Origin of the sequence: Caldibacillus thermoamylovorans (assembly GCF_000751775.1) — a bacterium.
GTDB lineage: Bacteria > Bacillota > Bacilli > Bacillales > Caldibacillaceae > Caldifermentibacillus > Caldifermentibacillus hisashii.
Map to the genome: position 1 here is coordinate 1 of NZ_CCRF01000066.1, position 24,043 is coordinate 24,043.

Sequence of the window (24,043 nt, forward strand, 5' to 3'; positions counted from 1 at the left end):
GTTTTTTTCCGGACTGATTAATTCTCTTAATTGCTGTTCCTGTTCCTTGGTAAGTAATCGATTACCGGTATGAATACGAACAGAAACTTCATGAGAATCGTCCATGAGCTGTGAATGTGGAAACAATTTCTCTTCAACTTCTTTTAAAAGGTCAAAAAAGGAACAAGTATCATCAAGACGTAACAATAGCCCGTCTTTTGTACCTTTTATCGTGACATTTTGCGTCTTCATCATGCATGATTTCACCTCAATAAAGTAAAGTTCGACAAAAGCCAGGCAATTTCCTTTATTTTTCCTGTAAAAATCCGAAAAACAAATTTTATAAAAAATAAACTCTTTGTACAGGACGATTAACAATCAAATTTTTTCCGAAAATTACACATGAACAATCCGTAAACGCAAAATACTGTAGAGCTTTACCCGTTTCTGGAAGCGAGCGTACACGATTTGCAAAAATATATGTAAAACTCATCTTCAGAACCGTTATGATTGAAACATTCCCTCTTCTTCACTTCTGATTTTTCTTAATCGGGTAAAATACTTTTTCAGTGAATAGGAAAATAATATATAAAATGCCAGGTTTGCGCCTAGGGTTGGGAATAAGCGATGAAAAACAAAAAACTTTAGTGGCATATTGGCTATTTGTAAAATCGAAAAGACCCCATAAATCCCGAATTCGACAAGTGTGATCGCCAGCAAGCTAACAAAAGCTACAATGAAAAGATTCGCATGCCAATTTTTCATTAATTTTGATACAAGATAAATCGTAACCGGGTACCAAAATAAATATATTCCCAAAATATCAATAAACACGATATCCATGACCAAACCCGTAATCAAGGCATAAATGAGACCTAACTTTTTATCATAATATATAGTTATAAAAATCAATAATAGAAAGAGAAAACGCGGGACAACAATCCAATATTGTGAAAACAGCCGGGTTGGAATAAAATTAACAAACTGACTTTCCACGCAAAAGAAAATAATCACAAGAACCGGAATCCACCATTGCTTTCTCATGACTCATTCCCCCGATTCTTCCGAAGCTGTCATTTCCCTCTCAACGACAATGACATTTTCAAGGTTATAAAAATTCGCGGCTGGTTTCACATAAGCTGTTTGTGTCAATCCGTATTGATCAGGTTCTACCTTTTCAATTTTTCCAATGTATAATCCCTTAGGAAAAACATTTGCTAAACCGGATGTAATCACATCCATGCCCTTTTCGACTTTTTCTTCTGCCGGGATTTGTTTAATAATCAACTGCTGCTTTTCAACATCAAATCCCTCAATTAAACCGTAAATATCATGTTCGCCTTGAATAGCGACGTGGGTTCGGTTTGTCCGATCTACGGTAGAAAGTAATTGAACAGTAGAAGTTATCTTTCCGACACTTTTAATTTTTCCGATCATTCCATTAGCAGTTATAACAGCCATATCTTTCTTTATTCCTTGTACCTCACCTTTATCGATTGTTAACGTTTCTTGCCAGCGATCTTGATCACGGGCAATAACCGAAGCATGATGGATAGTAAAAGAGGCTAAATCTTTTTCCTTATCAATCAAGGCTTTAAGCTCCGCGTTTTCTTTTTCTAACCGATCCGCTTTCACTTTAATTTGGGCGTACTCATCCAATCTTTCTTTTAAAATTTTATTTTCTTCATAGGTTTGCAGTAAATCTCGCATATTTTCGACGAGGTTTGAAACAAGATGAGCAGGCTTTGCAAAAACCATCTGGGCAAAGCCTGCTGTATCTTTGACAAATTGTTCCGGCCACGATAATTGATCCCGTTCTCTTAATGAAAAACCAATCAATGCCACAAGGATAATAATCCCTGAAAGTAAAATGATAAGACGCTTATTCTTAAAAAATTGTGGCATGATTTACACCTCTTTAACTAATGGCTGATTCTTATATGTTGTTACTTGCACTTTACCGCATGAAGTCGCGAAAGCAATTGACTTTAACGACTGCTGATTCTTATATGTTATTGCAATGAACGACAACATTGAACAAATTACGTAGAAGGTAACGAGACCACTGATAAGTTTACCTTACACAATATAGTGTAGGATAAACACACTAAACCAACGAGAAATTCCTTGACAGCCTCTCCCGATATCTACTCTCCCATATCTAAGGCCAGGTGGCTAAGCAAACAAGAAAGAAACTCGTGTTCAGCTGATTTTTGTCTTTTTCAGTGACCTCGAAGTTGTTGAAAATCCAATTTTTTAAAAAACAGAAGTAGCAACATTGTTTTACAAAGGCTTCTTACATTTACCCTCTTACTTTATTTTTAAATAAATCAATATGTTCCAGAGCTTTACCGGTTCCGATAGCTACACAATCGAGCGGGTTTTCGGCAATTAAGACGGGCATATTTGTTTCGTTGGCAATGACTCGGTCCAAGTTTCTAAGTAATGCTCCACCACCTGTAAGGACAATGCCACGATCCATAATATCTGCTGCCAATTCAGGCGGAGTTTTTTCCAACGTATTTTTGACCGCTTCAACAATCGCAAATACCGTATCTTTTAGGGCTTCGGCAATTTCTTCAGGCGTTACTTCAATGGTTTTTGGCAAACCGGTTAATAAATCACGCCCGCGAATTTCCATATTTCCAATTCCCTCAGGCATACCGGCCGATCCAACTTCCATCTTAATCGTTTCAGCAGTCCGATCCCCAATCATCAAATTATAATTTTTCCGAATATAGGTAATAATGGAATCGTCCATTTCATCACCGGCAATACGAATCGATTGACTCGTAACAATTCCACCTAAAGAAATAATTGCAACCTCTGTTGTTCCGCCACCAATATCAACCACCATACTGCCGGTTGGTTCCCAAACAGGGAGATCAGCACCAATGGCAGCTGCAAACGGTTCTTCAATCGTATATGCGTCCCGTGCCCCGGCTTGACGAGTTGCATCGATGACAGCACGTTCTTCAACCGCAGTAATTCCGGATGGTACACATACCATGACATACGGTTTTCTCCCAAATCCGCCTTTATTTTTCAAAGCTTGATTAATAAAATATTTCATCATTTTTGCTGTTGTTTCATAATCTGCAATTACCCCGTCTTTCATCGGGCGGAGGGCAACAACATTTCCGGGTGTACGACCGATCATATTTTTCGCATCATTTCCGACCGCAACAATTTGCTTTGTATCCGTCTGATATGCTACAACGGACGGTTCTCTCAATACGACACCTTTTCCACGGATGTAGACAAGTGTATTCGCTGTTCCTAAGTCAATTCCTAAATCTTTTGAACCAATTCCAAACATGGTTGTATCTCCCTTTCTCATACATTCTCTTGTTCATCATGTTGTATATAAACAGCACGTTTTTATCGTTTGTCAAATGTTGTCATTTTATTGACCAATTTTCGTTTCTTACTTTTTTCATTTAAATAAGGGTTCGTTCGTTTTTTTAAAAACAAAAAAATCATACGTATTATTATATCTCATTGTGCAAAAAAATAATAGTAGTAATTGGCTTATAAATATCCTTTTTCTTTTAAACTGACATATCGTTTGTCACCGATAATAATATGATCGAGTACATCCACTCCTAAAATTCTACCACATTCGACAAGTCGCCTGGTAACCTCAATATCTTCCCTGCTTGGTTCGGGATTTCCGGATGGATGATTATGAAGGCAAATCATCGAGGCGGCTGAACGTCGGAATGCTTCTTTAAACAGTTCACGCGGGTGGACAATGGAAGCATTTAAACTTCCTATAAAAATGGTTTGTTTGTGAATCACTTCATTCTTGGTGTTAAGGAATAAACATACGAAATGCTCCTGAGTTAAGAAGCGCATTTCTTCCATGACATAGTTTGCGCCGTCTTCAGGAGAATGGATGACGTAACGTTCTTCATTTTTCATATTGGCAATTCGTTTTCCAAGTTCGATTGCGGCCAATAATTGGATGGCTTTTGCTTCACCGACTCCCTTTATTTTCGTCAATTCTTCCAGTGAGGCATTCATCAGCATTCGTAATCCTTGAAATTCTTTTATAAGCCGTTGTGCCAATTGGAGAACCGATTCATTTTTTGTTCCCGTTCGTAAAATAATTGCCAAAAGTTCTTGATTTGAAAGACTACTCGGTCCGTGATGGATAAATCTTTCGCGCGGCCGCTCTTCTTTCGGAAAATCTTTAATTAATAATTGTTGCGTAATAACTATCTCCTCCTATTCATTTTTTGGGGAAAAGTCACCGAAAGTTTTCCTAAAAATGGATTAGCGTCTTACACAAAAATCTTACGGGCATGTTAAAGAGGGGCATCGTTATTTTATCGCTGAACGGCTGAATTTTTATATTGTTTTATACCAGTTCGGGCGCCTCATGAACGACTGATTTCCATTTGATTTTATACCAGTTTGATTGCCTCACAAACTGCTTATTTTCATATGATGATCTAGGCTTGTCCTTAGGTCGGATAACCCATCTTTTTCAATGCCCGATATAGTTTTGCCACCGGTAGACCAACAACAGAATAGAAATCACCATGAATCGATTTCACCAAGATTGCCCCATATCCTTGGATCCCATAACTCCCCGCTTTATCTAAAGGCTCTCCTGTACGAATGTATCGATCGATTTCTGCTTCCGCCAATTCCCAAAATGAAACCTCTGTCTTTTCATAAAAAATTTCTTTATCGTTTCCATGTAAAATGCATGTACCTGTAAAAACAGCATGTGTATTGCCAGATAACATCATTAACATCTGCTTTGCATCATCGCGATCGGCTGGTTTTCCTAAAATCCGGTCATTATAAACAACGATTGTATCTGCCCCGATAACAAATGCATCATGATTTTCCTTTGCAACTGTTTGCGCCTTTCGTTCAGCCAATGTCATAACAATTTCTTCAGGAGGCATGTTACAATTGACCGATTCATCTGCATTGCTTGTTATAATCTCAAAGGATGCTCGCAAAGATTTGAGGATTTCCTGCCTACGCGGTGATGACGAAGCTAAAATGAGGCGTGCCATATTTTCACCTTCCTGTTTAAGATCTGTACGAGGGGGAGATACAAAATAATACTATCAAACGATACTTTTATACTCAACGACATAAAAATTAATTTTCACTTACAAAAAATCCATTTTCGACATCATTTTCTGACATAAAACATCATTTTGAAACGAAAAAGACATCAAAAATGAGCTTTTGTTATATTTTATCTATAGGTTAGCACAAAGTCCACCTTTCCCTACTATATGTAAGACAAATCGTCTCTTTATGTATACCCCTTCCCTACTTGTGTGGGGGATGAATCGGGGTTTGGATCGATGTCTCTTTAAGTACCACTGTCCCTCCTCAAAAATCGACATTTGGGTAGATAATCGACTTTAATCCCCTTCCCCACTATGTGCGGAATGGGTCGATTATTTGACGGTTGCCAAATAATTCCAATAAAAATAGCGGCTTCACACTCCGACTAAAAAGAGGCGACCTGGATCCACCTCTACGAATTGGCCGTTGAAAATAATAGCAATCCACCACTCCGAACGAAAGCTAAGTGGTGGAATGTTTTAAAATAAGTAATAGCTTGAAACAAAAGTCAATAAATATTGCTGTAGTTTTTGCCAATTCTCGATGTTTCGCTCTTTCAAATATCCATTCAATGCCTCATACGCATGAATTAAATTTTTCTGTAATTCTTGGACCGGCTTTTTTTGTAACTTTTTGAAGTTTTTCATCTTGTCAATTTCACTTGTCAATTCATCCATATTGATGTTTTGGCCATCTTGTAAATATGCTTTTGTTCCCTCTACTACTAGTTTTTCATATATTGGATAAGCTGATTCTAAAAATGTTTTTTCATCGCCCGTTAAATGCTGGATCACTTTTTCATTCATTTCTAATTTCGTTGGCCATATTTCAGTGAACGTATTTTTATAAAATTCGGTTTCCCTCATTTGTTTGCCTGTCTCGAGTGTATCTGTTACAGCAATGAAAACACGTATATTGTCCCCGGAATTTATGGAAGCAACCGGTTGATTTTCCTTTTTATAATCTTGAATGATTTTATCCACCGATTCTTGACTCTTGTATGCCCCTTGTTGCAAAATATACAAACTCACTGCGGGTAAAATAACCTGCTCATTACCGGTTGTTGTTGTACCATTGTTCGCTGGAACCGTTTGAGAGCCTTGTCCGTTTCCATTTGCGTCTTTTGTCATAAATTGTAATAAGATAATTCCAATTAAGATTCCTATTACAATGGCGGAGATGCAAGAAATAATGATAGCCGGATGGTTTCTTCCTTTTGGGAGTGCAGGTCTTTTTTTCTTTTTATTTTTTAACAGCGGAATCGCTCGTTCTTCCGTTGCTGCAACTTCCCTTTTCGCTTTCCAATCATGAATGATCAATTCCTCTTTAAATTCTTTATCTTCACCATTTATTTTTATTTTAATTTGATTTTTATTTTCCTCATCCACTATACGTACCTCCCAGCTTGCTAGATTTGTAGAATACTTCATTAGCTGCACAATTTAGAAGAGTTCCCTTCTATCCTATCATATGATTTTTAAAAAATAACAAGACTTTTGTCGTTTCATATGGAAAGGTGTTCGTGGAATTTCGACAATTTTGGTGGTGCTGTTGAATTGGGGGGACTGGTGAATTCCGACAAAAGGACAACAGTTGAAGAAAAGTAATTCCAAAAAAGCTACTGCATTAACGATGGAATTGCTAAAAAGGAACTAGTAATTAACCAGTTCCTTCCTTTTTCTTACAACACTTTATTCAAAAAGTCTTTTGTCCGTTCATTTTGTGGGTTTCCGAAGATTTCTTCCGGGGTTCCTTGTTCGACAATGTATCCTCCGTCCATAAAAATGACCCGATCGGCTACTTCTCTTGCAAAGCCCATCTCATGCGTGACAATGACCATCGTCATACCTTCTTCGGCCAATTGTTTCATAACGGCCAGCACTTCACCGACCATTTCCGGGTCGAGTGCACTTGTCGGCTCATCGAACAGCATGATATCAGGTTTCATGGCTAGGGCACGTGCGATGGCTACCCTTTGCTTTTGCCCGCCTGATAATTGATCCGGTTTTACCTCTGCTTTATCCTTTAATCCAACCCGCTCCAAAAGTTTCAACGCCGCTTCCTTTGCCTCTTCCTTCGTTGCTTTTTTCAATTCAACAGGTGCTAACGTAATATTTTCCAATACCGTTAAATGGGGAAACAAATTAAAATGTTGGAACACCATCCCGATATTTTCTCTAACTTTATTAATATCTATATTTTTATCTGTTAAGTTAACACCATGGACAATAACTTCCCCTTCTGTCACTTCTTCCAATAAATTTAAACAGCGAAGAAATGTACTTTTTCCGGATCCGGATGGTCCAATGATACAAATAACTTCACCTTCATGGACATCTAAACTAATCGACTTTAACACTTCTAAGTCGCCAAAGTTTTTCTTCAAATTCTTTACACTAATTTTCTCCATGTTTAATCCTCCTTTCCAAATGATTCGATACTTTCGTTAAGATCATTATAATAATAAAGTAAATAATACCGACGATTAACCACATTTGGAAAGATTCCAAATTTCTTGCAATAATAATTTTCCCGCTTTGTGTCAATTCATTAATTCCGATAATGGAAAGAATCGAAGTATCCTTTAATGTGATGACGAATTGGTTAATAAAGGATGGAATCATGATCCGAATCGCTTGTGGCAAAACAACTTTCGACATGGCTTTTCGATATGGAAGTCCTAAACTGCGGGAAGCTTCCATTTGTCCTTTATCGACCGACTGAATACCACCGCGAACAATTTCAGCAATATACGCACCGGCATTTAAACTTAACGTAATAATCCCGGCAACAACTGCGGTAATTCGAATGTCTAGCGCTGCAGGAACTCCAAAATAAATAAAGAATGCTTGAACAAGTAATGGTGTGCCGCGGAAAATATCTACATAGATCGTTGCAATAGCACGCAAAAGTTTCTTATTTGACACTTGGAATAAACCGAAAATAACTCCAAGGATGGTGGCGGCAACTAATGAAACAACTGTTAAGATGATTGTCATTTTTAGACCGGACATTAAACTTGGAAAACTTTCCTTTAATAATCCGAAGAAACCTGAATCAGCCTCTTCATCACCCGTTTCTAAATACTTGTCCAATATTTTTTGATATTCACCGGATGCTTTTAAGTTGGATAGTCCGTCATTAAACATTTGCAGCAGTTCGGCATTTTCCCCTTTTGCCACAGCAAATCCATATGAACTACCAGACTCTTTATCTGTTACGATTTTTAACCCGTTCCCTTGTTTAACCCCATAAGCCAAAACCGGATAATCATCAAAACAGGCGATGGAATTTCCTGTTTTTACATCTTCATACATATTGGCAGAATCATCAAATGTAACGATTTTAAATCCGTATTTATCTTGGATACTTTGGGCAAAAGCAGCTCCCTCGGTACCGGTTTTTACGGCAACTCGCTCACCTTTTAAATCTTCATAAGATGAAACCTTGTTATTGTCCTCATCAACGGCCATAATGACGCCGGAATCAAAATACGGATCCGAGAAATCGAATTTCAGTTTACGCTCATCTGTAATACTCATCCCGGCAATAACCGCATCCACTTGTTTTGCTTCTAAAGCTTGGACTGCTGCATTAAAACCAAGTGGCCTCACTTGATATTTAAATCCTTGATCTTCGGCAATAGCCTTTAGTAAGTCCATATCAATTCCGACAAAATCACCATTCTCATCTTGGAATTCAAATGGAGCAAAGGTGACATCGGTCGCAATGATATAAGTTTTTTCCTCTGCTTTTGCGTTAGAAAATGGTAAAACTAGCGAAATAATAGTAAATAAGGTGAAAATCGATAGAAACAGTTTGGAAACAATTTTTCTTTTATTCATCCACTTCTACTCCTTTTAATAAATTGAATAAGATTTATGTCAGAATTAAAAAATGATCGTTATTATTTTCATATGAATCTTGGAATCTTTACATGAACATGTATATATTGGTTGAAAATTTTGGAAGTGTAACATTGGAAAATAGGCAAATTACGATTATCTATTCAATCCAACCTTAAAAAATCCTTATCTTGATACAATCATTCAATTCAATAATATTATATTAAAAAAGGAAACCAATATCAGTCAACTATAAAACAATGGAAGTATGGAACTATCGATTCATGGATACGAAAAAGAAGGAATCCGTTCCAATATATACTGGATTCCTTAAACATTTCCAAATTACTGACCCATTTTCCGCAAAACATTTCAAAAATTAAACCACTGCCTCATGTACCAGATTCCCATCTACCATACTAGAAAAACATACCCAAATACCATTGAATCAATGAATCTGTATAAAAATAGGCGATGATTGCACCAATGCTGATGAACGGGCCAAAAGGTATCGGGATTCGTTTTTGGTATCCTTTTATCAAAATGAAGCCTAATCCAAATATGGCTCCGACTAATGAGGCAAGGAAAAGTGTCATCAGCGTGGCTTTTGTTCCGAGAACGAGACCTAAGACAAAAAACAACTTAATATCTCCGCCGCCCATTCCGCCACGACTAACGACTGCCAATAAATAGAGAATCCCAAAACCGATCACGGCCGCTAATCCAGCATCCCACCATGGTGAAAGCGGATAAATCATCCGTAAAATGAGAAATACAATCAAGAAAAACAACAGAACTTTATCAGAAATAATCATATAGGCAATATCAGAAACTGTGATAATGACGAGCAGTGAACACAGTAAAACGGCAATTACTGTTTCAAACGTCCAGCCAAATTGATGAAAAGAAAAGGCAAATAATATGCCGGTAACAAGCTCCATGACCGGATAAATGGGAGAGATCCGAGCTTTACAAACCCGGCACCTTCCCCGTAAAAAAATATACGAAAGCACGGGTATATTTTCATACCAAGACAGTTCATGATGACATTTTGTACAATGAGAATTTGGATATATGATCGACTCCTTTTTCGGAATACGAAGTCCGACCACATTGAAAAACGAACCAAAAACTAAGCCAAATATAAAGAAAAACAAAGTGACGATTTCATTCATGGCAAATTCCTCTTCAAAGATCATTTCGATTATTTACCACCATTATAATAAAAAGTAGTGATTTGTACATCTGCCGTGACAACTTGACTACCATCTTTTTCATATAAAAGCTCACGTTCAGCCGGTTTTGTAAAAGTCAGCGTATCGACACGAGTAATCCGTTCCAGTTTTTCCAATTCCTGTAAAAATAGTTGAAAATGCTCAAAATCAGGTGATACTACGGATAGATTTATCGTAATTAATTTTACATTTGTTGGTAAATTAGTTACTGTTTCATCCGTCGCTTGTTCACTTTCATCATTCGTATCGGATTCATTATCCTCACTGTTTTCATTATCCTCTGTCGCTTGTTCATCCGACTGATTTTCATCTGTTTCATTCATTGTCGGATCGTCTTTACTATCTGTTAATTCATCATTATTATTTGTATCATCCGCAGTCGCTTCGTCCGTACCATCTGTAGATTCATTATTTTCATTTGTACCATCCGCTTCCGTTAATCCGCCATCATAATTATTAAAGTTAATCGAGGCAATTTGACTGCCGCTTACCATTTCTATTTCTTGCAATGACAAGATCAGTTCATCTAATTGACGGGATAACGGCATCTTTTTTTCCAGTTTTGCTGTATTTTCCGGCTGATCACTTTCATTTTGGTTTAACCGATTTTCCAAGGCCTCTACTTCTGTTTCCAGTTGCTTCACATTTTGTTCGGCAGCATTTGCATCATCTTTTAACGGCATAAGCAAATAAAAATATAGTAACCCTAAAAGTAGAAATAAAATAATACCAATAAAAAGGATGATTTTCCGTTTTTCTTGAAAAAAATCACTCATCAGCTTCACCCCCGGCCTGCAAAAGGGACGACAGATTAATTACAATGCTCATGTTTACGTCATATCTCGGCATTTCTTTAAAATTTACCTCTTCCGCATTATCTTCTGACTCTTCCAAAGAAAAAGTAGAAATACTGTCCACTTTCACATCGGTAAAAAATTTTGATCCATTTAACTTTGACACGTAACTGGCTACCATATCCAATGATTCAAATTGTGTTTGGATTGTCACATTATTGCCATCGTAGGAATAGTTACTAAGGTAGCTTTTGTCGTTTGGCAATAAATGAATTAACTCTTTAATGACGTTTGAAGTCGGAACAGTGTATTTTTCAATATAAGCTACAGCTTCCGGATAGCCCACTACATTTGTTGCATCTTCCGTTTGCTTTTCTAGTCCCGCCTTTTGAGCTGTCAACATTTCCTCTTTTGATTGGAAAACAGCAATATCCCCTTTTATTTGGAAATATTGGATAACCATAAAGATAAGGAGGAAAACCCATATCATTGAAATGGCGAGCACGATGAACATAGATCGTTGACTCACCCGGTCTTTTTCCGGTAATAAATTAATTTCTGGAATCACTTCACTTCCCCCTTTAATGCAAGTCCCAGCGCAGGGATGAATACCCTGTCCACTTTATCTGTCTTTGCTGGTGAAAGATATGCCTCCAGAATTTCTACCGGAATCGGGACACTGGCAGCAATTTTTTTCACAATAATATCAAGTCGCGGAAAGTCACCAAGTAAGATTATTTTTGAAACGGATTTTTCCCCTTTATGTAACGAGTAACGATAAAAATTCATCATTCTTTCTAGCTCAATCATTTGGTCATCTAACAAACCGTAAAAGACTTCTTCGTCTCCATTAAAAATCCACTTTAATGAACTATCTTTCTGAACATCACAACGCCAATCTTTTAACGATATTTCCAAGTCTAAAAATCTTAAAAACTCCGGACGATTCTCTGAAAAAATACTAATCATAATCGAATTCAAATTAAGTTCAAAAAAGAGAATCGCAGTCTCTTCGTCAAAATGATTTTGCATGGAACGATAATAGCGGTAAACCCCGATGGAACGGATATCGGCGACGACCGGTTTCAAGCCGGCATCTTCAAATATCGCTGTATATTTGTTTAATTCCTCTTCCGGTACGGCAAAAAGCAAACCTTCCCTCTGACTGTTGGAAGGATCTGCCTGTGGTAAAGGATACACGTCAAAGATTGGATTATCAAACGGCAAATACAAGGTCCGTCCGAGTTCCATATAAAAATGACCTTTGACATCTTCATCATTCAATTGAGCCGAAAATTCCACCTTTTTCATGATCATAAGAGAATCCGGGACATAAAAACGGACATTGCGATGCTTGATCCCCCAATCTTGGACGACATCCTTTAAAAATGCGTAAAACTCCATTTCATCAAGAACCCGCCCATGCTCAAGCAGTCCATCTGGAATGGCTTTTTCCTTCAAGTTTTTCACTTTTGTCAAACCACCGCCCGGATAATCTACCATCCGAATAGCATAATCATCGATGACGAAATTGATAGATTTTTTGTTTGAAAATATATTGAGCATGGGTGGACCTCCTAAATTACTTTTATATATTTCAATAATTTGATTTTAATTTTATTTAGCAGCATTCTTTAATTGCTGTTCAGTAGCGGCTTTATCTTTACCAGAAATTTTATCGGATGCTGGGTGTCCGACTATAGTCCAAGTTCCACTTTTATCAGTAGCTTTTGCTTTTGTAAATTTAACCGTGTATTTATTATTTGTAATATCTACATCTACATAAGATTCCAATTCAGTTTTGGTATATGAAAATTCTGTTGCAGTTGAAGGATCTGGACTTCCACTTCCATACTCTCCGTTAGAATAAGCCATTTTTGCTGCATTAATAATATTCAGCGCTTCATTAGCATCCGCCTTATCCCTAGACTTTTCTATAACATTCCCAATCATCGGTATTGCAATCGCAGCAATAATTCCCAAAATTACTAACACAGCTAATAATTCAACCAAAGTCATCCCTTTTTGGTTTTTTAATAACTTCATACGTTTTTGCATTTTATTACCCTCCTATTTTTTTTCATTTTTCGATCTTATTTCTTGCCCTTCATATCCCATCCCCTTGGCAATCACCCCCTATAAGGATTGTTATTTTTACGTAACAAACAAAAGGTGTTAAGAACCACGAAAAACTACTAACCTATTAAATTTGCTGATAAATCGTAAACATCGGGACCATGATGGATAGAATAATTGTTCCTACGACGACAGCTAAAAGGATAATCATGACCGGTTCGATTAATGATTTCAATGTATCGACCGAGCGATCTACTTCCGCTTCATAGAAATCGGCAATTTTCTCCAACATAAAATCGAGTGAGCCGGTTTCTTCACCGATGGCCACCATTTGCGTAACAAGCGGTGGAATCACCCAGCTTTTTTCCAACGGTTCGGAAAGCTTATTCCCTTTTTCCAAACTGTCCCGTGCCTCTAACACAATTTTTCCGATGACCGGGTTATTCACGACTTTTTCAACAATCGTCAACGCTTGCAAGATTGGTACGGAACTGGAAAATAACGATGCGAGCGTTCGCGACATTCGGGCAATAGCTGATTTTTGCAATAGTTTCCCAAAAATTGGTGCTTTTAACATGGCAACATGGACGCCATAATGAAAAGCTTTATTTTGCCTCATCATAAAAGCAAATAGAAACCCTATTGCCAGTACGATTAAAATTACAAGCCACCATAACTTTTGAACGACGTTACTGACACCGAGCATAAATTTTGTAATCCTAGGCAGCTCTGCGTCAAATTGGGAAAACATATCCGTGAAATTTGGAATAATCGTAACCATTAAAAAGATAACTACAGCAATAATGACAATAATTAATGTAATCGGATAAGCCATGGTCGACTGGACTTTTTTCTTTAAGTCATATTGTTTTTCCAAATAAGTAGCCAGTCGATCCAAGGATTCATCCAAGTTACCGGTTGCTTCCCCGGCACGCACCATATTAACAAAAATTTGCGGAAAGACTTTTGGATATTTTCCCGCTGCATCCGAAAACGGAATCCCGGAACGAATATCTTCCTCAATGGCCATCAGCACTTTTTTCAATGCTTTGCTTTCGGTTTGTTTCGCTAAAATATTGGTTGAATCCACGATGGAAACGCCCGCCCGAATCAATGTTGCAAATTGGCGACAATAAATGACGAAATCCTGTTGTTTCACTTGATGTCCAATGGTAATTTCCTTATTTAATACACCTTTTGCTTCCGTTAATTCCCGTGGGCTGATCCCTTGTTCCCGCAATTTATTAATTGCCTGTGTTTTGTTAATTGCATCAACCGTTCCCCGCTTCAATTTCCCTTCTTTTGACCGACCGATATATTTATAAATAGCCATTTGTATCACCTGTATTTAAATATGGGGCGGCAAATTCATAACTGATTGTTCCGTTCTTTACTAAACTTTGAATCGACATCTCAAGCGTATGCATCCCTTGGGCTCGGCTCGTTTGTAAGACGTTTTGAATTTGATGAATTTTTTCATTACGAATTAAGTTAGCAACAGACGGTGTATTAATTAAAATTTCCGTTGCAGCCACCCGACCGCCACCTTTGCGAACCGGAAACAATCGCTGGGAAATAATCCCCTGTAACACATTGGATACTTGCAGTCGAATCTGCCGCTGTTGATGCGGCGGAAATACATCAATAATCCGGTCAATCGTTTGAGCGGCACTGGACGTATGTAATGTTGCAAGCACCAAATGCCCGGTTTCTGCAGCAGTTATGGCCGTCGATATCGTCTCCAAATCCCGCATTTCCCCGACAAGAATGATATCGGGGTCTTGCCGCAGTGACGCCCGAAGCCCATTGGCAAAACTTTTCGTATCTGTGCCGACTTCCCGCTGATTAATAATTGATTTGATATGTTGATGCACATATTCAATCGGGTCTTCCAATGTAATAATGTGTTTGGCAAAATTATGATTAATATAGTTAATCATTGCTGCAAGTGTTGTCGATTTCCCGGAACCGGTCGGACCGGTAACTAATATTAAACCTTGTGGCTTGTCCATTAAGCTTTCCAATATTTTTGGCAAGTTTAAATCGGCAATTGTCGGAATCGTTGCCGGAATCGTCCTAATTGCGATACTAATACTATTTCTTTGATGATATGCGTTAAGCCTAAACCGGGACTTTCCTTCCAATTCATAGTTAAAGTCGACTTCACCCTGTTCAATAAAATGGTCCCAGAGCGACTCCGGAATAAGGTCTCTCGCCATATTTTCGGTATCAACCCGCGATAACGGGTAACCGCCTGCCGGACGTAATTCTCCGTCTATGCGCAAAATCGGCGGGGAATTCACAATGATATGAAGGTCTGATGCCTGTTCTTCGTACGCTTTTTCCAATAATGCTCTTATGTTTGTTGTCATTGTCATCCCCCCTATTCCAATACAGCTACCCGTAAAATTTCTTCCGTCGTTGTTACTCCTTCTTTTACTTTCTTCAACCCGTCATCAATTAAAAATTCCATTCCTTTTTTCCGGACATAGTCACGAATTTCCGTGGTCGATGCTGTATTTAAAATCAAGCGTCGAATTGTTTCATCAATCGGCAATACTTCATGAATCGCCATCCGCCCGCGATAACCGGTCATATTGCAGCTTGGACAACCGCGCCCCCGCCGAACCGTTTCGATGGTTAACCCGCGACCGGTAAAAATTTGTTGTTCCCGCTCCGTCGCAGGAACGGTTTGTCCGCAATCCCGACAAACACGACGAACAAGACGCTGTGCGACGACCCCCAGTATGGAAGAAGAAATTAAAAACGGTTCAATGCCCATATCAACCAGGCGAGAAAGAGCTTCAATTGAACTATTTGTATGAAGCGTGCTTAATACTAAGTGCCCGGTCAATGATGCACGGGTAGCAACTTCAGCCGTTTCGGTATCTCGAATTTCTCCAATCATCACAATATCCGGGTCTTGTCGTAAAATCGACCGCAAACCATTTGCAAAAGTAAGACCAATATTTTCATTGACTTGAATTTGGTTGACACCTTCCATCTGGTATTCAACCGGATCCTCTACCGTAATAATGTTGACATCATCGGAATTTAACTCGTTCAATGTTGCATATAAAGTTGATGATTTTCCCGAACCGGTCGGACCGGTAATTAAAATGATTCCATTCGGTCGTTTCAGCATTCCCGTGAATTTTTCCAAATTTGTTTCTGAAAAACCGATTTTATCAATCCGATTCAAGGTATTAGATAAGTCGAGCAATCGCATTACGATCTTTTCCCCGTAAATGGTTGGCAAACTCGAAACACGAATATCGACCGGTTTAAAATTAATCGTTGTTTTAATTCGACCATCTTGAGGCAAGCGGGTTTCCGTAATATTTAAATTCGCCATAATTTTAATCCGGGCAACAATGACGTTTTGCATATGTTTTGGCAAAGATCGTTCTGTTCGTAAAATCCCGTCAACCCGATAACGGACACGCAATTCAGTTTCCTGCGGGTCAAAATGGATATCGCTTGCTCGTTGCACGAGAGCATTGTCAATGATTTGGTTGACGAGACGAACAACCGGTGAATCATCATCGGCCACTCTTGTTTCATCCAATGTTTCACTTGTTGCAATTTCTCCCATGACTTCTTCCATTGATTCCTGCAGGTCGTAATATTTTGTTATGGTCCGAAATAATTCATCTTTTGTCGCAATCGCCGGTTCAATATGATAACCGGTCGCCATCCGCAGTTCTTCAATGGCAAAATAATCCATCGGGTCTGCCATCGCCACTAATAATTTATTTTTGTCACGACGAATCGGCATCGCATAATGTCTTTTGGCCAATTCTTTCGGGATCAGTTGAATTACATCCGGATCAATCGGATACTGAAAAATATTGATATGAGGAATCCCAAGTTGGAACTCTAAAACTTCAATCAATTGCTGTTCGGTAATATATCCTTCCCGAAGTAAGGCATCCCCTAATTTTTCGTCTGCCGATTTTCTTCTAAGAGTACTGTTTAATTGCTCCTCTGAAATTAATCCGGATTCAACAAGTAAATCACCTAATCTTTTTCTTGCCAACGGGTCCACCTCCTGTTATGGAAAACTTTTTGAAACGATTACTTTTAATCCGGGAGATAAATACATCAAACTCCACAAGCCTTTCGTGCAAGGAATCTGAACTACTTAGATTCAGGACAAAGTCGCCGCATGTACTCAGATTTTTCCATCTATTTTACAACATTCGGTTGTTCATAGATTGAATCATCTGTTGTTGCCGCATGATTAGCGTCATTGCTGTCAGTAGCATTCATTGTATTTCCCGGGCCGGTTGTTGTGTTCGTTTTTTGGTCAGTCGGGACTGTCCCGTCTTCAGTAGTCGTACTTGCTTCACCCGTCCCCGCGTTCTCGCCGGTTTCCGTACCATCACCGGTTTCCTCAACAGCAGGTGCGAGAAGCAAAATTTCCGGTGTTGGTAAATAAAAATCTTTGCTGATCAACTCTTTATCAATCTTTTCTCCGGTTGAAGAAACAGTGATTCGATATACTTCGACCCGTTTCCCTTTCTGTCCCGGTTGAAGCACTTGCCTGTGACCCGGTTGCAAATCTTTGTTATATCGGTTGATTGTTCGATAATCAACATCGAGACTATTTTCAATACTGTAGCGATATGTATTCTCCGGCTTTTTGGACCGTAAACCCATTTTCAACACATTTCCCGTTTGTTCTGCCGTCACGCGAATCTCATTCGGTCCCGAGTTATACACAATGAAATCCTTTTTTTCGTTTTTGCTTACCTTTGCCTCAATCCCCGGCTCTGAATAGCTTGGAATGATTCCTTGTGAATGTCGTTCAACAAATTCTACATTTGTTTGTAAAAGAAGGGCATATAGCATAGATACGACAAAATTTCCTTCTGCTTCACTATAGTAACTTACCTTGTCGGCAATCGATTCAAGATAAGAAAAAGATGAATTAGCAGGAATGGAAATCCTGTTTAATTCCTCAAGCAGTTCATCCATAAACAGATAATCACTCGGTATTTCCCAAGAAGTTTCCGCAATTGTTGCTTCCGCATCGTTCTGATTGGAAGAAACTGCCGTTATTTTATGCTGGCCAAGATAAGAAATCGTGTTTTCTATTAATTGAACGGTTTTTTTAACATCAATCGAGTTTCCAAATTTATCAAGCAGTTCATCAGTAACATCAACACTCACGGTAAGTGGCAATTGTTGCGGTTCAGACTTGGTAAAAAAGGCGTACCATGGCTTGTCAATTTGATTTGTCATTTCCTTTACGGAGGCTTTTACATCAAATTTAATATTTTTATATGGGATGACTACGGAATCATTCGCTGTCTGGACGATAAAATCCCCTTCATTTTTCCAACGTTCAATTGCTGACAATAATAAGGAAACCGCCTCATCTTCCGTTTTTTCTCCCACATCAATTCCGCCGATGGATGATCCTTTCGGGAATGTGGTGGCTGCATAAGCAAAATGATTTGAACCGACTTCATAAAAACCAAATGAAAAAATAAAAATACCGATAAGCAAAACGTAAAGTCCCTTTTTCTTTTTCACCATAGCCATTACGAAACCACCTTACCCTGAATATTTGAAATTTATATGCCGAATGTCATGTATAACAGTTCATTGATACACAAAGTTCTTTTTACCTATATCAGACAAATGTCATGTTATATGGTTAATTCAGATAAAAATTTAGTTTTTCTATTCGTTATATTCGCAAAAAGGACTAAGTCGCCCTGAATATTTGAAATTTATGAGTATATTGTCATATTTTAGTAGTCTAATTTTCCTAATTTAGGTATTATATAAATAGTACAATTATTGTCTAATATTATTTTAACCTAATAATTAATATAAATAAATTGGTAAATTTGCCAAAAACTTGAACATATAATTTGAATTTAACTTAATTTTAATGTTTTCGATAACAAACCGCAACACTTTTTGGGAAAATAGAACTATAACAGATACTAATACAATTTTACTATAAAACGATGGAGTAAAAATTGATACAAATTACAAACAAAATTATTTCGGGGAGGTTGTCCCTGTGGGGAAACGTTTTTCCAATAAACAAGGATTTACTTTAGTGGAAGTCATCGTGTCAATTACGATTCTATCAATCATTATTTTAACTTTCTCAAGTATTTTCTTATTTACAAATAATACAGCGAATCGAAACAACGAAAAACTTGTTGCGGTTCATTTGGCAAAAGCAACGTTGGAAAGTGTAAAAGGAAATCCATCTTATTATTTTGTGTTAACCGAAACCGGCATTACCCCTGCAGAAGGATTTCAAATTGAGGATGACGGCTCAATAAAAATACCTCAAATCATTAATGATAAGGACTATGAAGTTAGAATTAAACCAAGCCGTGACAACGATCAAAAAGATTTAAGCCTTGTTCATGTATTAGTCGAGACAAAACTACTCGATTCAAAAGTGCCGATTACGTCGAAAGTGGAAGGATATGTTAATTATGCAGAATAAATTCATCCGCTCAAATAACGGGTTAACATTAGTCGAACTTTTAGCGACGCTTACGATTTTGTCATTTATAGGAATCGTTATATATTCTGTATTATTTAATGGAATTCGCTCCTACGAAAGAACAATGGAAGAAACAAAATTGAGAGATGAAGCTGATTATATTATGGCTAATTTTATAGATGAGTTTTTTACTTTAAAGGTGAGTGACATTGATATAAAACAACTTCCCAATGAAACGAATAATTTATCCTATATTACAATCAAAAAAGGGACCGAGGAAAAACAATTAGGATTTAAAGATGGCAAAGTCGTTTTAATAAATAAAGAATTAGAACCACTAGATTCGAATGTAGAGTTATCTAATGAATCGAAAATAATAGCAACAAATGAGTCTGAGTATATGGTTGCACTTGTTCTACAGACAAAAGATACAAAACGTAAACTGGAGTTGACAAGTATATTTAACATTCTTGATGATCGAAAGGAGGTTAACCAAAATGCGTTTAACAAATAATGAAAAAGGCTACTCCCTTCTTTTAACGATGTTTGTCTTCATCCTTTTTACTGTACTCGCCATGGCGCTATTAACAGCAACGTTGACAGGATCGAAGCGAAATCAAACAAGTGAACACAATATCCAAGCGCAAGAATTGGCAATGATGGGCATTGACCATTTGACGAATCAAATTAATAAGGACTTGAAGAAAGGACTTGGCGAAAACGGGCTTACGCAGGATCAATTTAAGTCAATATTAGAAACTACTCTCAATGATTACAAATCCGGTATTACAAGAAGTACAGGAGAAACGGGTTCTTATGAGGCAAAAATAACTAATATTGATTCAGTTAAGGATAATTCACTAAAAAAGCGCACAACTATCGTCAGTACCGGAATAGCTGACGGAAAGAAAAAATCAATAACAACAAAAGTCGTATTTGGAGCACAGTCGACACTTGACACTTTGAAATATACTGTTGGTGCATATAAATCAGATGAACTTTCTAAGAAATGTAATACAAATAGCAAATATTGTGTTAAAGGGGAAGGAAACTTGTTCTTACATGGAGGTGTATCGATTAAAGGCGATTTCAAAGTTGATGGAAATATAATTACTACTGACAGGGGCTATGCATATATAAGAGGTCAACAGTGGATTCCATCAGTATTGCCAACTGCTTCCCCTGTTGAGGGACAAAAAGCATCTCATATTGTTTTGAAAGGTAATGTATATACTTTTGACCATAATCCTGATTACGATAAACATATTGAAACGACCAATTTTAATCAAGGAACTACTGATAAAGATTGGGTGTGTACCGGACCTTGGTTTTGGCCAAAATGTAAATATGTTGAAAAAACCATCGACAGTAAATATGTAAATACAACCGGCGACCTTTCAAAAGCTTTTTCCGGGACACTACCGGTCATTACACAGAGAGAACCAGTACGGGATGATATTCAGATTGAAAACCAAAAAAATGTTTTTTATTTTCCAGAGGGCCCTAGTGTCATATATGCTCAAACTTCAGATTCGAGTAATGTTAAAACCTTTTACAATGACTTGAATTTTAAAAATAATTATGTCTACCCACAATATAAAGTCAAAGGATATACTTCAACAAATGAAGATTTTGAGTTTACAGGTAACAATTACTTCGGAAATTTTGCAACAAAAAGAGATCTATATATTCGCGGCTCAAAATCAAACTATAAAGAAACGAAATTTGAAAATGGTGCGTATATAGGAGGAAATTTAATCATTGGAAATACTAATATAACAGAAAAGAATGATCCGAGTGATTTTGATAAAATAAAATTAGATGGTCCCATATTTGTTGAAGGAAACGTGACAATTCACGGTGTAAATGGCCAATTTAATACGATTATGTATGTAAAGAAAGATGTAACTATTGAGTATTCAGTAATTAATGGGTTAAACAACACAGGCTCTTTAATTATTTTTGCGGGGGGAGATATTAAAATAGTGAATAACAGTCTCTACCAAGACAATCCCAGTAATATAAAGGGTTTCTTTTATTCTGAAGGAGCACTAGAGATGTTCGGAGTCGGGTCGAATATTAAAATTGAAGGCGGTGTTTCTGCTCGACGAATTGTTTTAAATGCCATTCGAGGTAAAGCAAGTAAAACTTCATTTAGTGGTTCAAAAAAAGTAGATGACGACTATTATGAAGGACAGGCTAGTCAACTGAATCTGCCACCAGAAAAATCTCGCCTTCAAATCATTTATGATCCAAACATTATGAACACATATGCCGATTTAAAATCAAGGGAACCTATGGTGATAAGCGTCGATCCACCTCAAATAACAGAAAGAAAATTAGAATAAGGATATTTTACTTTATTAATAATAAAATCCACTATGCTTTCATAACATTAGTGGATTTCATTTATTCATTCCCGGTTTATGAAATAAAAATATTAGGTAAGTCGTCTTGCTAATCTTTATGAATACTTCATATGTAAGCAGGAGCGTTCCGGTAGTTAAGAGCGACGCAAATTTTGATAAGTTTTTTTACATGGTCACAAATTTTATACCTCTACCTTCTACTACAGCTCTACAGCTCCTGTTTTTTTTTCGAAGCTGCAATGGATTTTTTCTAAAAAGATTATGCAATAGATACAACTTAATCCATATGTACCAATAGCTCACTTTAATTGCATAACTTTTCACAAAAGCTTGCCAGTCTCATCTTTTTATAAATAGCAACAATATCCGTTTTACTTAAATCTTTTGTCTCACTATTTACACGTTCCCATTTTTTAAAATAGGAATAATTTTGTTTCACCTCACCCCACATACTCCGCCACTTTATTCCTCCCTACTCTTTTTGCTCCAAGATAGAGGGCTCGGTCGGCATAACGAATTAAGCTGATGGCGTTATCGGTATCCGCCGGGGCTGAAGCGACGCCAATACTTACTGTAATTTTTGTCGATATTGTTTTTCGTTCATCTGCTAAATTATCGTGCATATAAAAAGAAAAGTTTTCAATCGTTTGACGAATCGATTCACCCATTTGAATGGCTTCTTCTTTTTTAACATCCGGTAAAATTATAATAAACTCTTCACCGCCATAGCGAGTGAGCGTCCCTCGATTTCCAACAATTTCCCTAAGAAGATCACTCATTTGAATAAGGATTTCATTCCCGCTTTGGTGTCCATACTGATCATTGATTGATTTGAAATAATCAATATCGAGCATCAATAAAGAAATACATTTAATTTTGCCGGTATGCAAAAGGTTGAATCCATCTCGTAATTTCCTTCTGCACACTCTGGCATTATATAGTTTGGTTAACGGATCTCGCTCACTTTCCTTTTTCGTTTGTTCATAATGTCGTGCATTTTCCAGTGCCACTGCCAAATATGAACAAAGAATATAGAGAATCATTAAGTGGTATTTTTGATATTCTACCTTAATTTGCGTTCCAAGGAAGAGTACTCCTGAAACAGCATTGTTTTTTATGATTGGGACAACAAGCACACTCTCCATCTCATCGGGAATTCCCTCGGTGTTGATGTTTTTCCACTGTTGTTTATCCCGATAAAATGCGAACTGTCCGGTCGCCCATACTTGTCCGATGATACCCACGCCTTTTTTTATTAGAGAAAATTTTCGCGTTATAAATTTTCCGTTTTCATAACATCGAACTGCTTGTAAACGGTCATCATTCATATCGTCGAAAATGTACAAATAATCAGCAGGAAACATATTTAATAGATGGTCGATAAATGTGTTCAATACTTCTTCAAACTTTAGCCGTTCGGTCAAACGATGACCAGTTTCAACGGCCTTTTGTAAATATTGATTAATTTCCTTACTCGTATTATATTTTAACAAAATTAGTTGTGTACTAATGATCGGGGCACCTACCAGCAGAAAACTTGACACACCGACTAAATCATATAAAAAGAACAAAGTAATACCTACCGGAAAGGCGATTAGATGTATAAGCCCTTCCCAAAGAAATGCTTTTGTTATTAATGGTTTCCTTGTTTTATACAAAAAAGAAAATGCACCGGTGAAAAGGATTTGATTGATTATGAAATAAGAAGCCATATATAGCCCTGCCAGCACGACAAAATTTATCGTTAAATTTCCTGCTTGAACATGCTCTCCACCGAAAATGTAAAAGATAGCACCGCTTACCAAAGATACGATCATAAACATGATAGAATTCAGAGGAAAGTTATACCGCTTTTCTTTTGGTAAACGTAATCTTAACAAGACGATAAAGGTGATAATTTGAGCCAATATTATTTCAGCAAATAATCCGTATTTTAGAAAAACAAATAAAGTTAACCATTGTGTAACTGAAAAAGGAATTTGATTTACGACGATCGGTATCAAAGCTACGATGCAGGAAAGACCAGACGTGACTAAAAAATCAAAATGATGATAGAAGTGCGTAGGGGGTGAAATTTTATATGCGGTCCATAATCCTATCGGGAAAACGGCAAACCAAGCAACCCATATAAAAATTTGAGTTCTTCTATCTACAACCATTCTAT

General features: G+C 37.3%; 21 protein-coding genes and 1 pseudogene. 3 read left to right on the top strand and 19 right to left on the bottom strand.

Translation table 11 applies throughout. The features are described from left to right. From minC to BT1A1_RS11605, 18 genes and pseudogenes are all read right to left on the bottom strand, one after another. A pseudogene (minC, locus tag BT1A1_RS11520) lies at window positions 1-231 on the bottom strand (septum site-determining protein MinC); the annotation flags it as partial. Between the two features lie 252 nt (window positions 232-483). After that, complete coding sequence (gene mreD, locus BT1A1_RS11525) at window positions 484-1,023, bottom strand: rod shape-determining protein MreD (protein WP_034771424.1); 540 nt, start codon at window positions 1,021-1,023, stop codon at window positions 484-486. A 3-nt stretch (window positions 1,024-1,026) separates the two neighbouring features. Then, window positions 1,027-1,884 (bottom strand): rod shape-determining protein MreC, encoded by an 858-nt coding sequence (gene mreC / locus BT1A1_RS11530; RefSeq protein WP_034771426.1) that lies wholly within the window; start codon window positions 1,882-1,884, stop codon window positions 1,027-1,029. A 397-nt stretch (window positions 1,885-2,281) separates the two neighbouring features. Then, window positions 2,282-3,298: a rod shape-determining protein gene (locus BT1A1_RS11535; protein WP_034771430.1), complete on the bottom strand. Its 1,017-nt coding sequence runs from the start codon at window positions 3,296-3,298 to the stop codon at window positions 2,282-2,284. Window positions 3,299-3,510: 212 nt separating this feature from the next. After that, window positions 3,511-4,197 carry a RadC family protein gene (gene radC / locus BT1A1_RS11540; RefSeq protein ID WP_034771433.1) on the bottom strand — a complete coding sequence of 229 codons (687 nt, stop codon included), beginning with the start codon at window positions 4,195-4,197 and terminating at the stop codon, window positions 3,511-3,513. A 251-nt stretch (window positions 4,198-4,448) separates the two neighbouring features. Then, window positions 4,449-5,015 (bottom strand): Maf family protein, encoded by a 567-nt coding sequence (locus BT1A1_RS11545; protein WP_034771436.1) that lies wholly within the window; start codon window positions 5,013-5,015, stop codon window positions 4,449-4,451. 543 nt (window positions 5,016-5,558) lie between these two features. After that, window positions 5,559-6,467, bottom strand: coding sequence for a hypothetical protein (locus tag BT1A1_RS11550; protein WP_034771439.1), 909 nt, complete (start codon window positions 6,465-6,467; stop codon window positions 5,559-5,561). 293 nt (window positions 6,468-6,760) lie between these two features. Beyond that, on the bottom strand, window positions 6,761-7,489 hold the full coding sequence (locus BT1A1_RS11555; RefSeq protein ID WP_034771442.1) for an amino acid ABC transporter ATP-binding protein: 729 nt from the start codon (window positions 7,487-7,489) through the stop codon (window positions 6,761-6,763). Then, on the bottom strand, window positions 7,476-8,924 hold the full coding sequence (locus tag BT1A1_RS11560; protein ID WP_034771445.1) for an amino acid ABC transporter substrate-binding protein/permease: 1,449 nt from the start codon (window positions 8,922-8,924) through the stop codon (window positions 7,476-7,478). Before BT1A1_RS11560 ends, BT1A1_RS11555 begins: the two co-directional genes overlap by 14 nt. Window positions 8,925-9,343: 419 nt before the next feature. Continuing rightward, window positions 9,344-10,099, bottom strand: a complete 756-nt coding sequence (locus BT1A1_RS11565) for a prepilin peptidase (protein ID WP_034771542.1) — start codon at window positions 10,097-10,099, stop codon at window positions 9,344-9,346. Window positions 10,100-10,128: 29 nt separating this feature from the next. After that, window positions 10,129-10,935: a midas domain-containing protein gene (locus BT1A1_RS17445; protein ID WP_051989115.1), complete on the bottom strand. Its 807-nt coding sequence runs from the start codon at window positions 10,933-10,935 to the stop codon at window positions 10,129-10,131. After that, complete coding sequence (locus BT1A1_RS11575; RefSeq protein WP_034771454.1) at window positions 10,928-11,521, bottom strand: PilN domain-containing protein; 594 nt, start codon at window positions 11,519-11,521, stop codon at window positions 10,928-10,930. The genes BT1A1_RS17445 and BT1A1_RS11575 overlap by 8 nt, the downstream gene beginning before the upstream one ends. After that, on the bottom strand, window positions 11,518-12,519 hold the full coding sequence (pilM, locus tag BT1A1_RS11580) for a type IV pilus biogenesis protein PilM (RefSeq protein WP_034771457.1): 1,002 nt from the start codon (window positions 12,517-12,519) through the stop codon (window positions 11,518-11,520). Before pilM ends, BT1A1_RS11575 begins: the two co-directional genes overlap by 4 nt. A 51-nt stretch (window positions 12,520-12,570) precedes the next feature. Then, window positions 12,571-13,011 (bottom strand): type II secretion system protein, encoded by a 441-nt coding sequence (locus tag BT1A1_RS11585; protein WP_034771460.1) that lies wholly within the window; start codon window positions 13,009-13,011, stop codon window positions 12,571-12,573. Between the two features lie 145 nt (window positions 13,012-13,156). Next, window positions 13,157-14,362 carry a type II secretion system F family protein gene (locus BT1A1_RS11590; protein WP_034771463.1) on the bottom strand — a complete coding sequence of 402 codons (1,206 nt, stop codon included), beginning with the start codon at window positions 14,360-14,362 and terminating at the stop codon, window positions 13,157-13,159. Then, complete coding sequence (locus BT1A1_RS11595; RefSeq protein WP_034771467.1) at window positions 14,349-15,401, bottom strand: type IV pilus twitching motility protein PilT; 1,053 nt, start codon at window positions 15,399-15,401, stop codon at window positions 14,349-14,351. The genes BT1A1_RS11590 and BT1A1_RS11595 overlap by 14 nt, the downstream gene beginning before the upstream one ends. An 11-nt stretch (window positions 15,402-15,412) precedes the next feature. Then, window positions 15,413-17,068, bottom strand: a complete 1,656-nt coding sequence (locus tag BT1A1_RS11600) for a GspE/PulE family protein (RefSeq protein ID WP_081912352.1) — start codon at window positions 17,066-17,068, stop codon at window positions 15,413-15,415. A gap of 149 nt (window positions 17,069-17,217) precedes the next feature. Next, the gene (locus BT1A1_RS11605; protein WP_034771472.1) at window positions 17,218-18,579 is read right to left on the bottom strand and encodes a G5 domain-containing protein; all 1,362 of its coding nucleotides are present in this window, start codon (window positions 18,577-18,579) and stop codon (window positions 17,218-17,220) included. A 490-nt stretch (window positions 18,580-19,069) separates the two neighbouring features. Between BT1A1_RS11605 and BT1A1_RS17450 the strand changes: the two genes are divergently transcribed. The 3 genes from BT1A1_RS17450 to BT1A1_RS11620 are packed head-to-tail and all read left to right on the top strand — an operon-like array spanning window position 19,070 to window position 21,858. Next, entirely contained in the window at window positions 19,070-19,510 is a 441-nt protein-coding gene (locus BT1A1_RS17450) for a prepilin-type N-terminal cleavage/methylation domain-containing protein (protein ID WP_051989116.1), read from the top strand. Continuing rightward, window positions 19,500-20,024 carry a PulJ/GspJ family protein gene (locus tag BT1A1_RS17455; RefSeq protein ID WP_197057098.1) on the top strand — a complete coding sequence of 175 codons (525 nt, stop codon included), beginning with the start codon at window positions 19,500-19,502 and terminating at the stop codon, window positions 20,022-20,024. Before BT1A1_RS17450 ends, BT1A1_RS17455 begins: the two co-directional genes overlap by 11 nt. Next, the gene (locus BT1A1_RS11620; protein WP_034771475.1) at window positions 20,008-21,858 is read left to right on the top strand and encodes a hypothetical protein; all 1,851 of its coding nucleotides are present in this window, start codon (window positions 20,008-20,010) and stop codon (window positions 21,856-21,858) included. The genes BT1A1_RS17455 and BT1A1_RS11620 overlap by 17 nt, the downstream gene beginning before the upstream one ends. A 461-nt stretch (window positions 21,859-22,319) precedes the next feature. On the opposite strand, the gene BT1A1_RS11625 is transcribed toward BT1A1_RS11620, so the two are convergent. After that, window positions 22,320-24,038: a sensor domain-containing diguanylate cyclase gene (locus tag BT1A1_RS11625; RefSeq protein ID WP_034771478.1), complete on the bottom strand. Its 1,719-nt coding sequence runs from the start codon at window positions 24,036-24,038 to the stop codon at window positions 22,320-22,322. Window positions 24,039-24,043: the final 5 nt, after the last annotated feature.

Excerpts from the sequence above, each read along its gene's own strand:
- mreD (WP_034771424.1), bottom strand. The coding sequence starts at position 1,023 with ATGAGAAAGCAATGGTGGATTCCGGTTCTTGTGATTATTTTCTTTTGC.
- mreC (WP_034771426.1), bottom strand. The coding sequence starts at position 1,884 with ATGCCACAATTTTTTAAGAATAAGCGTCTTATCATTTTACTTTCAGGG.
- BT1A1_RS11535 (WP_034771430.1), bottom strand. The coding sequence starts at position 3,298 with ATGTTTGGAATTGGTTCAAAAGATTTAGGAATTGACTTAGGAACAGCG.
- BT1A1_RS11545 (WP_034771436.1), bottom strand. The coding sequence starts at position 5,015 with ATGGCACGCCTCATTTTAGCTTCGTCATCACCGCGTAGGCAGGAAATC.
- BT1A1_RS11555 (WP_034771442.1), bottom strand. The coding sequence starts at position 7,489 with ATGGAGAAAATTAGTGTAAAGAATTTGAAGAAAAACTTTGGCGACTTA.
- BT1A1_RS11560 (WP_034771445.1), bottom strand. The coding sequence starts at position 8,924 with ATGAATAAAAGAAAAATTGTTTCCAAACTGTTTCTATCGATTTTCACC.
- BT1A1_RS11565 (WP_034771542.1), bottom strand. The coding sequence starts at position 10,099 with ATGAATGAAATCGTCACTTTGTTTTTCTTTATATTTGGCTTAGTTTTT.
- BT1A1_RS17445 (WP_051989115.1), bottom strand. The coding sequence starts at position 10,935 with ATGAGTGATTTTTTTCAAGAAAAACGGAAAATCATCCTTTTTATTGGT.
- pilM (WP_034771457.1), bottom strand. The coding sequence starts at position 12,519 with ATGCTCAATATATTTTCAAACAAAAAATCTATCAATTTCGTCATCGAT.
- BT1A1_RS11585 (WP_034771460.1), bottom strand. The coding sequence starts at position 13,011 with ATGCAAAAACGTATGAAGTTATTAAAAAACCAAAAAGGGATGACTTTG.
- BT1A1_RS11590 (WP_034771463.1), bottom strand. The coding sequence starts at position 14,362 with ATGGCTATTTATAAATATATCGGTCGGTCAAAAGAAGGGAAATTGAAG.
- BT1A1_RS11595 (WP_034771467.1), bottom strand. The coding sequence starts at position 15,401 with ATGACAACAAACATAAGAGCATTATTGGAAAAAGCGTACGAAGAACAG.
- BT1A1_RS11605 (WP_034771472.1), bottom strand. The coding sequence starts at position 18,579 with ATGGCTATGGTGAAAAAGAAAAAGGGACTTTACGTTTTGCTTATCGGT.
- BT1A1_RS17455 (WP_197057098.1), top strand. The coding sequence starts at position 19,500 with ATGCAGAATAAATTCATCCGCTCAAATAACGGGTTAACATTAGTCGAA.
- BT1A1_RS11620 (WP_034771475.1), top strand. The coding sequence starts at position 20,008 with ATGCGTTTAACAAATAATGAAAAAGGCTACTCCCTTCTTTTAACGATG.
- BT1A1_RS11625 (WP_034771478.1), bottom strand. The coding sequence starts at position 24,038 with ATGGTTGTAGATAGAAGAACTCAAATTTTTATATGGGTTGCTTGGTTT.